This is a genomic window from Pseudomonas sp. PDM24, assembly GCF_019218905.1.
GTDB lineage: Bacteria > Pseudomonadota > Gammaproteobacteria > Pseudomonadales > Pseudomonadaceae > Aquipseudomonas.
Genome location: NZ_JAHUWR010000002.1, coordinates 748105 through 761081, shown reverse-complemented (window position 1 = coordinate 761081; position 12977 = coordinate 748105). Strand labels below are relative to the sequence as shown.

The 12977-nt window shown below is 60.5% G+C and carries 12 protein-coding genes; 2 read left to right on the top strand and 10 right to left on the bottom strand.

The annotated features are described in order from the left end of the window. The first annotated feature begins 211 nt into the window (after positions 1-211). Positions 212-1441 carry a nucleoside recognition domain-containing protein gene (locus KW837_RS11360; RefSeq protein ID WP_218395765.1) on the top strand — a complete coding sequence of 410 codons (1230 nt, stop codon included), beginning with the start codon at positions 212-214 and terminating at the stop codon, positions 1439-1441. A 119-nt stretch (positions 1442-1560) separates the two neighbouring features. Here the strand turns inward: KW837_RS11360 and KW837_RS11355 are convergent, their stop codons facing one another. The 9 genes from KW837_RS11355 to KW837_RS11315 all read right to left on the bottom strand — a co-directional run bounded on the left by KW837_RS11355 (position 1561) and on the right by KW837_RS11315 (position 11851). After that, positions 1561-2187 carry an ABC-type transport auxiliary lipoprotein family protein gene (locus tag KW837_RS11355; protein ID WP_218395763.1) on the bottom strand — a complete coding sequence of 209 codons (627 nt, stop codon included), beginning with the start codon at positions 2185-2187 and terminating at the stop codon, positions 1561-1563. Then, positions 2184-3122: an MlaD family protein gene (locus KW837_RS11350; protein ID WP_192345211.1), complete on the bottom strand. Its 939-nt coding sequence runs from the start codon at positions 3120-3122 to the stop codon at positions 2184-2186. The genes KW837_RS11355 and KW837_RS11350 overlap by 4 nt, the downstream gene beginning before the upstream one ends. Position 3123: 1 nt before the next feature. After that, a complete protein-coding gene (locus KW837_RS11345) occupies positions 3124-3927 on the bottom strand; it encodes an ABC transporter ATP-binding protein (RefSeq protein ID WP_008007958.1) in 804 nt (267 codons plus the stop codon). Then, entirely contained in the window at positions 3924-5072 is a 1149-nt protein-coding gene (locus KW837_RS11340) for an ABC transporter permease (RefSeq protein ID WP_218395760.1), read from the bottom strand. The genes KW837_RS11345 and KW837_RS11340 overlap by 4 nt, the downstream gene beginning before the upstream one ends. A 54-nt stretch (positions 5073-5126) precedes the next feature. Further along, positions 5127-6155, bottom strand: coding sequence for a DUF5924 family protein (locus KW837_RS11335; RefSeq protein ID WP_218395758.1), 1029 nt, complete (start codon positions 6153-6155; stop codon positions 5127-5129). Positions 6156-6248: 93 nt separating this feature from the next. Continuing rightward, positions 6249-7628, bottom strand: a complete 1380-nt coding sequence (locus KW837_RS11330; protein WP_218395755.1) for a pitrilysin family protein — start codon at positions 7626-7628, stop codon at positions 6249-6251. 56 nt (positions 7629-7684) lie between these two features. Beyond that, positions 7685-9343: a Na/Pi cotransporter family protein gene (locus KW837_RS11325; RefSeq protein ID WP_192345207.1), complete on the bottom strand. Its 1659-nt coding sequence runs from the start codon at positions 9341-9343 to the stop codon at positions 7685-7687. A gap of 346 nt (positions 9344-9689) precedes the next feature. Beyond that, positions 9690-10457, bottom strand: coding sequence for a TerC family protein (locus tag KW837_RS11320; RefSeq protein ID WP_192345206.1), 768 nt, complete (start codon positions 10455-10457; stop codon positions 9690-9692). Positions 10458-10543: 86 nt separating this feature from the next. Then, positions 10544-11851: a CitMHS family transporter gene (locus tag KW837_RS11315; protein WP_218395752.1), complete on the bottom strand. Its 1308-nt coding sequence runs from the start codon at positions 11849-11851 to the stop codon at positions 10544-10546. A 320-nt stretch (positions 11852-12171) separates the two neighbouring features. Between KW837_RS11315 and KW837_RS11310 the strand changes: the two genes are divergently transcribed. Continuing rightward, positions 12172-12573 carry a GFA family protein gene (locus KW837_RS11310; RefSeq protein WP_218395749.1) on the top strand — a complete coding sequence of 134 codons (402 nt, stop codon included), beginning with the start codon at positions 12172-12174 and terminating at the stop codon, positions 12571-12573. Here the strand turns inward: KW837_RS11310 and KW837_RS11305 are convergent, their stop codons facing one another. Further along, positions 12574-12900 carry a DOPA 4,5-dioxygenase family protein gene (locus tag KW837_RS11305; RefSeq protein WP_218395746.1) on the bottom strand — a complete coding sequence of 109 codons (327 nt, stop codon included), beginning with the start codon at positions 12898-12900 and terminating at the stop codon, positions 12574-12576. Between the last annotated feature and the right edge of the window lie 77 nt (positions 12901-12977).

Here is a 12977-nt window from a genome sequence, read left to right as displayed (position 1 = left end):
AGGAGCATGGCTTGCCAGCGAAGAACGATAACGCCGTGTAACTGAAACACCGCAGCGTCCCATTCGCGGGCAAGCCTCGCTCCTACAGTACGAGGTAGCACGCACATTACGTGTATGACGCAATCTCGCAAACAAACCCCGGAGAAATCCGGGGTTTGTCGTTTCTGCCTACCCCGCTATCATTCGCCGCATCTTCCGGGGGATTTGACTGATGCTTAATGGCCTGTGGCTTGGCTTCTTCATCGTGGCGGCCGTATCGGCGCTCGCGCAATGGCTGATCGGTGGTAACGCCGGGATCTTCGCGGCGATGGTGGAAAGCATTTTCGCCATGGCCAAGTTGTCGGTCGAAGTCATGGTCCTGTTGTTCGGCACCCTGACCCTCTGGCTGGGCTTTCTGCGGATTGCCGAGAAGGCCGGGATCGTCGAGTGGTTGGCCAAAGCGCTGGGCCCGTTGTTCCTGCGGCTGATGCCGGGAGTGCCGGCCGGGCACCCCGCCATCGGCCTGATCACGCTGAACTTCGCCGCCAATGGCCTGGGCCTGGACAACGCCGCCACGCCGATCGGCCTCAAAGCCATGAAGGCGCTGCAAGAGCTCAACCCCAGCGACACCATCGCCAGCAACGCGCAGATTCTGTTCCTGGTGCTCAACGCCTCCTCCCTGACCCTGCTGCCGGTGACGATCTTCATGTACCGCGCCCAGCAAGGCGCACCCGATCCGACCCTGGTGTTCCTGCCAATCCTGCTGGCCACCAGTTGTTCGACCCTGGTGGGCTTGTTGTCGGTGGCGTTCATGCAGCGTCTGCGCCTCTGGGACCCGGTGGTGCTCGCCTACCTGATTCCCGGTGCCTTGGCCCTCGGTGCGTTCATGGCGCTGCTGGCGACACTCTCGGCGACCGCTCTGGCGAGCCTGTCATCGATCCTCGGCAACGTGACGCTGTTCGGGCTGATCATGCTGTTTCTGGTGATCGGCGCATTGCGCAAAGTGAAGGTCTACGAGGCGTTCATCGAAGGCGCCAAAGAAGGCTTCGACGTGGCCAAGAACCTGCTGCCGTATCTGGTGGCGATGCTCTGCGCCGTGGGCGTGCTGCGAGCATCCGGGGCACTGGATTTCGGTCTGGACGGGATCCGTCATCTGGTGGAATGGGCCGGTTGGGACACCCGCTTTGTCGACGCGCTGCCGACGGCCATGGTCAAACCCTTCTCCGGCAGCGCCGCACGGGCAATGCTGATCGAAACCATGAAAACCTCTGGAGTCGACAGCTTCCCGGCGCTGGTGGCGGCGACGGTCCAGGGCAGTACTGAAACAACCTTTTATGTACTGGCGGTGTACTTCGGCGCGGTGGGCATTCAGCGCGCACGGCATGCCGTGGGGTGTGCGTTGCTGGCGGAATTGGCGGGGGTGCTGGGGGCCATCGGGGTTTGCTACTGGTTCTTCGGCTAACCGAAAACCCTGTGGGAGCGGGCTTGCTCGCGAAGAGGCCGGTACATTCAACATCCCTGTTGACTGACACACCGCCTTCGCGAGCAAGCCCGCTCCCACATTAGATGTGCGTCCGACTTTTATGGCCTCAGCGGCGGCGCAACTTTCTGACCTTGCTCCACCGTCCAAGCCACCACCTGCGCCGTCAATTGATCGCTGGCCTGACCAAAACCGGTCACCACCGCCGACACCTTCACATCGCTTAACGGCTGACGCACTTCAAAGCGTCGGCTGGCGAGGATTCGCTGGTCATACCCACGCACCAACAACGCATCCAGGCGCACGACCACACTCGCCGCCGTGCCTTGGTACTCGGTCTGGAACGCTTGCAGGTTGCCGCCCAGTTCCAGGTCTGCCTGGAAATTACTGTCATCGGTGCTGAGCAACGGCACGCGACCGTCACGCTGGAAACCATCGAGCAGACGATTGCGCAACAGCACCGGTGCCGGATCGCTCCAGCGTGAAGCCTTGTAGCTGCTGATCAGATCACCCTGAGGGATTACGGCGATTTTCGGGTTGTTCAAGGCTTCGCTGGTTTGAGGCTTGGCCAGCCGCAACGACCAGCGCTGCGGCGTGCCGTGATGGGCCGATGCGTCGCGCTGGGCCGACGGCAGTCGATAGACATCGGACGGCTCGGTCTTGGGGAAAATCGAACAGGAAGCGACCAACGCAAAACCGGCGAGGAGGGCGAGATGAGCCAGCTTCATGGCGTGAACTCCTTGTTTTTGTCGCTGCCCAGCAGGTAACCGCTGGGGTTGGCCTCAAGCCGCTGGGAAATGGTCCGCAACGAACTCAAGGTATCGCGCAGCTCACGCACCGCCGGTGCCAGGCCATTGAGGCCCTGCATGCCGCTGTTGAGGGAATCCTGATTGGCGGAGAGCAACGTGTTGATGGTCGCGCTGCTTTGTTCCAGGGACTTCATGGCTTGCTCGGCACTGCCAAACATCTGCTTGCCCTGATCGTTGAGCAGGCCGTTGGCGTTGCGCATCAACGCAGCGGTTTGTTCGAGTGTGGCGGAGGCCTGTTTACCGATCGACGCCAGTTGCTGCATGGCCTGACCGATGTCGCCGCGCTGGTCGGCGATGGTGCCGGTGGTTTGCTCCAGATGCTCAAGGGTCTTGCTGATGCGCTCGACGTTTTCCGAAGAAAACATCTGATTGGCGTTCTGCATCAACACGTTCACACCGGTCATCAGGTCGTTACTGTCGTTCATCAATCGAGAGATGGGCGAGGGCGATGCAACGATTGTCGGCAAATTGCCGTCCTTGCCCTTGAGCGTCGGACTTTGTGGCGTGCCGCCGCTGAGCTGGATGATCGAGGTCCCGGTGATCCCGGTCAGCGCCAGCTTGGCCTGAGTGTCTTCTTTGATCGGAGTGTCTCCGCCCAGGCGAATCCGCGCCAACACCCGGCGCGGATCGTTCGGGTCCAGGCGCAGCATCACCACGTCGCCGACCTTGATCCCGCTGTACTGCACGGCGCTGCCCTTGGACAGGCCGCTGACCGCCTCGTTGAAGACGATTTCGTAATCCTTGAATTCGGTATCGACGCTGGATTTGGCCAGCCACAGACCGAAGAGCAGGGCGCCTGCCACCACTATGACGGTGAACAGGCCAATCAATACGTGATGGGCTCGGGTTTCCATGTCAGACCTCGTTGAGCTGGTTAGCGGCCGTCAGCGCCGCGCGGCCGCGAGGGCCATGGAAGTATTCGTGAATCCACGCATCATCGGTTTCCGACACCTTGTCGATGGCGTCCGCCACCAGCACTTTTTTCTGCGCCAGCACCGCCACCCGGTCGGTGATGGTGTAGAGCGTGTCGAGGTCGTGGGTCACCAGAAACACGCTCAGACCCAAGGCATCGCGCAGGGTCAGGATCAGTTGATCGAAACTCGCGGCGCCAATCGGGTCTAGACCAGCGGTGGGCTCGTCGAGAAACAGGATGTCCGGGTCCAGCGCCAGTGCTCGGGCCAGGGCCGCGCGCTTGATCATGCCACCGGACAGCGAAGCAGGGTATTTGTCGGCCGCCGACAACGGCAGCCCGGCCAACGCCATTTTCACTGCCGCAAGATGCTCGGCGTCGGCACGGCTCAGGCCGGCGTGTTCAATCAGGGGCAGGGCAACGTTCTCGGTCACGGTGAGCGAAGAGAACAAGGCGCCTTTCTGGAACAACACACCGAACCGCCGTTCGACCAGCGAGCGCTCGTGCTCCGACAGGCTCGGCAAGTTCTTGCCGAAGACCTTCACCAGCCCTTCGCTGGGCTGACGCAGGCCGACAATGCTGCGCAGCAGCACCGATTTACCGCTGCCGGAACCGCCGACCACCGCCAGAATCTCGCCCTTGTACAAGTCCAGGTCGAGGTTCTCGTGCACGCTCTGGCGGCCGAAGCGATTACACAGCCCACGGACTTCGATCACTGCCTCTGAAGGCGCTCGGGGTAAACGACTCACCAGTCCATCTCCATGAAAAACAACGCAGCCACGGCGTCGAGCACGATCACCACGAAAATCGACTGCACCACACTGGACGTGGTGTGCGCGCCGACGGACTCGGCGCTGCCGCTGACCTTGAAGCCCTCGAGGCAGCCGATGGCGGCGATCAGGAACGCAAAAATCGGCGCTTTGACGATCCCCACCAGAAAGTGCTGAACGCCGATGTCCGATTGCAGCAATGACAGAAACATCGCCGGCGAGATATCCAGCGACAGCGCGCAGACTACGCCACCGCCGACAATCCCTGACACCATCGCCAGAAAGGTCAACATCGGCAGCGCCACCAGCAACGCCAGGACGCGGGGTACTACCAGCAACTCCATCGGGTCGAGGCCCAGGGTGCGGATCGCGTCGATTTCTTCATTGGCCTTCATCGAACCGATCTGCGCGGTGAACGCGCTGGCGGTGCGGCCCGCCATCAGGATCGCCGTGAGCAACACGCCGAACTCCCGCAGAAAAGAGAACGCCACCAGGTCCACGGTGAAAATACTCGCGCCAAAACTCGCCAGCACCGTCGCCCCGAGAAACGCCACCACAGCGCCCACCAGAAAGGTCAGCAAGGCGACGATGGGGGCCGCGTCGAGGCCGGTCTGTTCGATGTGGGCGACCATCGGCGTGAGGCGCCAGCGCTTGGGACGAAACAGCCCGCGAGCGATGGTTTCCAGGATCAGGCCGACGAAACCCAACAGTTGCAACGTGTCCTGCCAAACAGCATCGACCGCGCGGCCGATGCGGGTCAGCAGTTGAATGCTGACGCTGATTTCCGGTTCTTTGATCGGCACGCAGAAATCGGTCAGCGAGCAATACACCGTCTGCAACAAGGCGCGATCAGCGGAGGAAAGGGTGCAATCGGGGTGTTCGGCAGATTTGCCCAGACGCTCGGCTCCCAGCAACTCCACCAGCAATGACGCACCCGCCGTATCGAGCGCGCCGAGACCATTGAGATCGATGTGGGTGTTGTTGTCGTATTGGCCACGGAGCTTTTCACTCAGGCGGCTGAGGTCGGCGTAATGGGCGAGCGTCCAGTCACCCGTGACCCGCAACAGGGCAGGGCTGTGCGAGGTGTCCAGTCGGGCACTGCCAGGCGTTGTGCTGCTAGTCATAAGCTCCGTGCTTGTTCGGCTATTACGCAGATCTGACTAATAGCACGAACCGCGTTACTTTTCTTTGATGGGTGTGCTGTCCATGACTTTGAAGCGCAACACGCCAATCAACTGACCGTCTTCAGTCAGCACCCGAACCTGCCATTTGCCTGCGGGGTTGCCGGGGAAGTTCTGCTTGTGGGTCCAGGCGCGGTAGCCTTCCTTGCGCCCCCCGTTGATGTCCAGCGGGATACGGTCGACTTCTTTACCGTTGAACATCCAGACGTGATAAATCCGCTCGGCCAGACCCCGCGGAGCGTTGATCGCGGTGTACGCGTACAGCCCACCTCCGCGAATCTGCTCGGCGCTGACTTCTTCCAGGCTCTTGCCGGGGGTGCGGTCCTGCATTTGGGTGCTGATCGCCACATCGGTCATCCACAGCGTCGCCGGTGGCACCCAGGAGCGCAGCACCCAACCGGCGGCGCCGATGCCGACGGTGATGCTGAGGATCGCCAGCGCATTGCGCACAGTGCGAATCGGGAAGATCGAGGCCAGGCTCGGGAACGACAGCAGCATGGCAATGCCTAGCGCCAGCTTGAAGCTTTGGGCGGTGGTCAGGTGCAGGATGACGGGCAGGGCGGTCAACAGGGCCGCGAACAGGGTCAGTGTGTGCAGCGCCAAGAACGCCCAGCGGCGCGGTGCCAGCCATTTGTAGTAGAGCGGGTCGATGATCGAAATCAGCGCCGCCATGCTCAGTAATCCAGTGAAGAACAACTGGCCGCTGTTCCAGGTGGTGGTGATTAAAAAGAACGGCAGGACGAAGAACAGGCTTTCCTGATGGATCATCTGCGTTGCGTAACGCAGCAGTGGCTGGGGTATCTCGCGCTTGAAGACCCTGGCGAACAGCTTGGTGAGGCTGTTTTCCAGCATCAACCAGACCCAGCTGATCAGCATGATGGTGGTGATCCACGTCGCCAGACCTTGTTGGCGATCCACCAGCATGAAGCTGCCGACCCCTGAAATGAAACCGCCGAGCGCAATGACCCCGGGATAGCGCTTCATCAACTCCAGGAGGCGCTGTACGTACAGGGTCAGGTTCGGCATTCGGCGATTCACAATAGTCGTGGGAAAAATCCTCGACAGGGTACCGCCCGAGGGGCCCCGTGGCGAGGGGGCTTGCCCTTCGCCACAGGGAAATCATTGCTTTCTGCGGTGAACGCGCCAACCCAATATTCCGAGCACCATCAGTCCAAATCCCCCGACAATCGTCCACATCACCTGGTCATAACTCATCAGCGGCTTCTCGATCCGCAGATACCCCGGTTGCAGCAGCAATTCGCGCATTGCCTTGTTCGCCTCGGCCAGGGTCACGTCTTGCAGTGCCTTGGCCGGGTTGACGAAATGGCCATCCTCGTAGTCGCCAAGGGCGCTCCAGTAATAGTCCGCCAGGGCGCTGTTGCCTTGCACGGCCCAGGCCTGACGAGCGATGGCGGCTTGCTTGAGACGGGCGAAGGTGGCGGCGTCGAGGCCGTTCTTGAGCAGATCGGCTTTAAGCTCATCCAGCACCTGTTCCGCTGCCAGCACGTCGTCGCGATCGAGGTCGGCGTTCAGGCTCATGAAGCCCACCCCGCCAAATACCTCGCGCTCGGCCGAGGGACCGTAGGACAACCCATGGGCCAGGCGCAATTGGCGATAGAGCGCCCAGTCCAGATAGTCCTTGAGCAGGTCAAAGGTTTCGTCATGCAGGTCTTCCAGCACCGGCTCCGGCACCAGCCAATGCAATTTGGCACCGCCACCGACGAAACCGTTACTCAAATTGCGCTCGTGGGCCGCGCTGGCCTGAATGTCTGGCAGCGGCAGGTGAGCGCTAGGCTCAACCGCTTCGAGCGCACCATAGGCCCGTTCCAGATAGGCCGGCAGGAGGCGGTCGAGGTCGCCGACCACGATCAGGGTCATGTTGTTGGGCGCATACCAGTCCTTGCGCACCTTCTCCAATTGCTCGCGGGTCAGGTGATCGACTTGCGCGCGCTCGGGGCATTTGAGGCCCAGCTCCACCGCCAACTGATTACTGGCGGTATGACCCAGGTCCTGGCGATCCAGCCAGCGTTGCAGGTGCGAGTAATGACCACCGTCTTCGCGCTCGACCACTTGCTTGGCGACGTTGATCGCAGGGTCGTCGATACGGGTCTGGGTCAGCAGCGCCAATAACAGGTCGAGGACCTTGCGCTGGTTTTTCGCCGGGGCTTCGATGACGAAGGTCGTGTCGGCATTGCTGGTGTAGGCATTCCACTCACCGCCCAAGGCCTGCATGCGCTCTTCCAGACCGCCTTCGCCGGTGGCGTCGATGCCGCTGAACAGCAGATGTTCGAGTAGATGCGGCAGCTCCTTGTCGGCACAGCTGAAATCATCCCGGCCTACGCCAACCACCAACCGGATCGCCACATGCCCGCGCTCGGTGCCCGGTTTGAGGACCAATTGCAGGCCGTTGCGCAACGTGTAGCCCTCGACCTGAAAGCGATCCAGGGCAAATGAAGGCAGTGAGCCGAGCAGCAGACAAGCGAACAGCAAACAACGCATAACGAATTTCCGTACGACCCGCGTAAGTTCAACAGACTTCAGGCAACTGTGGACGTTCAGGGTGAATGAGTGATGTCAGTCAAATCGTCGACCGCCAGAGCGCCAGTATCCGAAGTACCCAACACTGCATAGGCGCTGCTGCAGAACAACGAATTCAAGCGTCTCATGTCAGCAATCAGTTCCAGGTGCAGCGAACTGGTCTCGATACTTTGTACGATCTTACGGTTTAAACGGCTGACATGAGCGTGGGCCAGACGGCGCTCCTGTGCGCGAAAGCGACGTTTCTCACGCAGTAACTGACGGGCACTTTCCAGGTCGGCACTAAGAAACACTGACAACCCCAGACGCAGATTGGAAATCAACTGACTGTGCAGCCCCGCCAACTCCTCCAGGCCCACCTCGGAAAAAGACCGGCGTTGCGAGGTTTTCTGCTGCTGAACCTTGCGCAGCATGCGCTCGATCAGGTCGCTGGAGAGTTTCAGATTGATCGCCAGCTCGATGGTTTCCGCCCAGCGCCGGCTGTCCTGTTCGCTGAGGTCTTCGCGGGGCATTTGCGCCAGATAGAGTTTGATGGCGCTGTAGAGCGCTTCGACATCATCGGTCAGGCGACGAATTTCCTGGGTGACGGCGGTCTGTTTGCCGCGCAGCACGTCGAGCATGGCTTCGAGCATGCTGTCGACCAGATCGCCGATGCGCAGGGTTTCTCGGGCAGCGTTGGCCAGCGCCAGACTCGGGGTGACCAGGGCGGTCGGGTCGAGATGCCGTGGTTTGGCTGTGCCATTGATGTCCGGCCGCTCTGGCAGCAACCACGCACAGAGCTTGGCCATCGGCCCGACGCTGGGCAACAGGATCAGGCAACGCACGGTGTTGTAGAGCAGGTGGAAGCCGATGACCATTTCCTGAGGGCTGAAGTCGAGGCTGTCGATCCAGTGTACCAACGGGTCGAGCACCGGAATGATCAGTAGCAGGCCGATCAGTTTGTACAAGAGGCTGCCGAGCGCCACCTGACGGCCGGCCGCGTTCTGCATGCTGGTACTGAGGAAAGCCAGAATGCCGCTGCCGATGTTGGCGCCGATCACCAGGCCGATGGCCACTGGCAGGCTGATCACGCTGGCACCGGCGAGGGTCGCGGTCAGCAAAACGGCGGCCAGGCTGGAGTAGGAAATCATCGCAAACAGCGCGCCGACCAAGGCATCGAGCAGAATATCGCCGGTCAGGGAGGCGAAGATGACCTTCACCCCTTGCGCCTGAGTGATCGGCGCGGCGGCCTCGACGATCAGTTGCAACGCCAGAATGATCAGCCCCAGACCAATGCCGACCCGGCCCATCTGTCCGACCCGGGTTTGCTTGCGTGACAGAAAGAAAATCACCCCGAGGAAAATCAGCAGCGGCGACAGCCACGATAGATCGAGGGTCAGAACCCGCGCCATCAGCGCGGTACCCACATCGGCGCCGAGCATGGTCGCCAGGGCCGGGGTCAGCGCCATCAGGCCCTGACCGACAAACGAGGTCACGAGCATGGCGGTGGCATTGCTGCTCTGGACCATGGCGGTCACCATGATCCCGGCGACAAACGCCAGCCAGCGCCTGGACATGTTATGGGCGATCACGTGGCGCAAGTTGGAGCCATAAACCCGCAGGATGCCGGTTCGGACAATGTGCGTGCCCCAGATCAAAAGGGCCACGGCTGATAACAAATTGAGCAGGGTGAGCATACAGGCCCCCTGTGGTGGTAGCGCCCCAGTGGGGCAAGTCGACGGTGCCGCGCGTTTTTCTACGTTCTGTACATAAGCTGTAGTTGGCTAACGGTCTGGGCGCCAGCATCGCATAGCTAAAGAGGCGATTGAAACAAAACTGTCATGAAAACAGTTTGCTGTAGAGGAGAGAAAGGGGGCGTACAGATAGCACATTGAGCAAACAAATGTGGGAGCGAACCGGCCTGTAGGAGCGAGGCTTGCCCGCGAAGGCGGTGTGTCAGTCGACATTGTTGTTAACTGACACACCGCCTTCGCGGGCAAGCCTCGCTCCTACAGGGCAGGCTAACTCCCACACAGAGTCGGGTTACTGCCCCGGAACATCCTTGCGCAGTTTCACTGGCTCCTGCTGCTTCCTCTTTTTCATCATCGCGGTGCGCATCTTGATGTTGATCGCTTCCACCGCCAGCGAGAACGCCATGGCGAAGTAGACGTAGCCTTTTGGCAAGTGCACGTCGAGCGATTCGGCAATCAGCACGGTACCGACCAGCAACAGGAACGACAGCGCCAGCATCTTCAGCGACGGGTGCTTGTCGATGAACTCGCTGATGGTGCCAGAAGCCCACATCATCACTAGTACCGCTACGACAATCGCCGCAACCATGACCGGTACGTGGGACACCATGCCCACCGCGGTGATCACCGAGTCCAGCGAGAACACGATGTCGATGATCGCGATCTGGATGATGGTGTACAGGAAATTGCCGCCCTTGCCCGAAGGCTCGTCGCCGACTTCATCTTCACCTTCCAGCGCGTGGTACATCTCTTGCGAGCTCTTCCACAGCAGGAACAGACCACCGAAGAACAGGATCAGGTCACGCCCGGAAATACCCTGGCCGAACACTTCGAACAGGTCGGAGGTGAGGCGCATGACCCAGGTGATCGACAGCAGCAACAGGATCCGCGTGATCATGGCCAGCGCCAGGCCGAAAATCCGGGTGCGCGCCTGCATGTGTTTGGGCATGCGGCTGACCAGGATCGAGATCATGATGATGTTGTCGATGCCCAGGACGATCTCCAGGGCTGTCAGGGTGAAGAAGGCAACCCAGATTTCAGGGTTGGTCAGCCATTCCATGTGTATTCCTTTGAGCGAGTGTTTAAACCACAAAGGGCCCAGGCTTCAAACAACAAAGCCTGGACCCGTCATGGTGAGTCTTGGGCTTATAGAGTGCTGAACAGCGGGAAAATCCCCATCAGCAACGCAGCGACCAGTATGCACAGGCAAACCAATACTGCCCACTTCAGGGTGAACCGCTGATGATCACCGAATTCGATACCGGCCAGCGCCACCAACAGATAAGTCGATGGTACCAGCGGGCTCAGCAAGTGGACGGGCTGACCGACGATCGAGGCACGTGCCATTTCCACCGCGGTTATACCGTAATGACTGGCGGCTTCGGCAAGTACCGGTAACACGCCGTAATAAAATGCATCGTTCGACATAAAGAACGTGAACGGCATGCTCACCAGCGCGGTAATCACAGCCAGGTACGGGCCGAGGAAATCGGGGATAACCGCCAGCAGGCTTTTCGACATGGCATCGACCATGCCGGTGCCCGACAGGATACCGGTGAAGATACCCGCGGCAAAGATCAACCCGACCACCGCCAGCACGCTACCGGCGTGGGCCGCAACGCGATCCTTCTGCATTTGCAGGCAAGGGTAGTTGACGATCATCGCGATACTGAACGCCACCATGAACAGCACCGGCAGCGGCAACAGGCCGGCGACCAGCGTGCACATCAGTCCCAGGGTCAAGGCCCCGTTGAACCAGATCAGCTTTGGACGACGGGCATCCGGGAACTGCGAAACGCTGATTTCGCTGTGATCGACTTCATCACCGACCAGGTGCAGTTCACCCAGACGTGCACGCTCGCGTTTACCGTAGAAATAGGCGATTGCCAGGATCGCCACCACGCCGGCCAGCATCGCCGGAATCATCGGTACGAAAATGGCGGACGGGTCGACATGCAGAGCACTGGCCGCACGAGCCGTCGGGCCACCCCAAGGGGTCATGTTCATCACGCCGCCGGCGAGGATGATCAGACCGGCCATGATCCGCGGGCTCATGCCGATGCGGCTGTAGAGCGGCAGCATGGCGGCTACGCAGATCATGTAAGTGGTCGCGCCGTCACCGTCCATGGACACGATCAGCGCCAGTACGGCGGTACCGACCGAAACTTTCAGCGGGTCGCCCTTGACCAGTTTAAGGATCTTGCGCACGGCCGGGTCGAACAGACCGGAGTCGATCATCAGGGCGAAGTAGAGAATGGCGAACATCAGCATCACGCCGGTCGGCGCGAGCTTGGTGATGCCTTCAAGCATCATCGGGCCGATCTTCGGCGAGAAACCGCCGAACAGGGCGAAGATAATCGGGATGATGATCAGAGCGATCAGCGCGGACAGGCGCTTGGTCATGATCAGGTACATGAACGTGATGACCATGGCGAAGCCAAGGAAAGTCAGCATAGGAATACTCCAGGCGTAGCGCGGCTAGGGAATGGCGAACCGGATGGGGTCAGCGCAGAACGGGAAGCACGAGACGTACGGGCGGAGTGACAGCGAAGAGGCGGGTAGTAGCGGACATCAGAATCACCATTGTTGTTGTTTAATGGACCGGGCGGGCGATAAAGCACTCGCATTGGCCAACCGGTCTGTTGCCGGCAGTGAGGGCGATCCTAATCGGGGAAGCTTTCAGCCAGCTTTCGCGAGTGAAAGCATTGACCGAATGTACGACCGGTCGTCGGCCGGGTTGAGAGTCCGTAAACACGGGGTCAGGAGCAAAAGACATGGGCAAACTTCACACTGGCGGCTGCCACTGCGGACAAATGCGCTATCAATTCAGCGGGCCATTGCACGACATTGCACACTGCCATTGCTCGATTTGCCGACGGGTCAGCGGCGGGATCGTAACCACCTGGATCACCGTGCCCGCTTCGGCATTTACCTGGGTGACAGGTACGCCGTCGCGGTACGAATCTTCATCCACTTGCGTGCGGTATTTCTGCCCAAACTGTGGGGCGCAACTGGCGCTGGTAACGCAGCTCAGCCCCGAGAGCATCGATGTGACCATCGCCACCCTCGACCATCCCGAGCAGGCGCCGGCCGAGCGGCATATCTGGACCGACAGCCGTTTGCCTTGGCTGCATCTGGACGAGCACTTGCCCGGCGAGGCCCAAGAACAACTCTGATCAGAAAACAGACAGGTTCAGCGGCCGGATCGCGCCCATCCAGATCGCATGTTCGGTGTGGTCGAGCAGATCGTCGCCCGTGTCCGGGTGCAGGAAGACCACCAACCCCTTGCGGTTGAGCGCCAGCCACGGCAACACCTCGCCAATGTATTGCGGCTCGAAAGCCAATTGGCAGCTCCAGTCCGGGTACGGGCCCACCGGGCGTTCGTGCATGCGCCCCATTTTCAGTGGAAACAATTGCGCGGCCTGCTCACACAAGGCCCGTGCCTGTGGCAGGGTGCTGGCATCGAAGTAGACATGGGCGTGGTAACCCTTGATCTGTTGCATCTCAACCCCCTCTAAAACTACTTGTCGAACCCACCCCGCTTCCCGCAGGTCACACGCTATATAGGCAGCAAGTACGG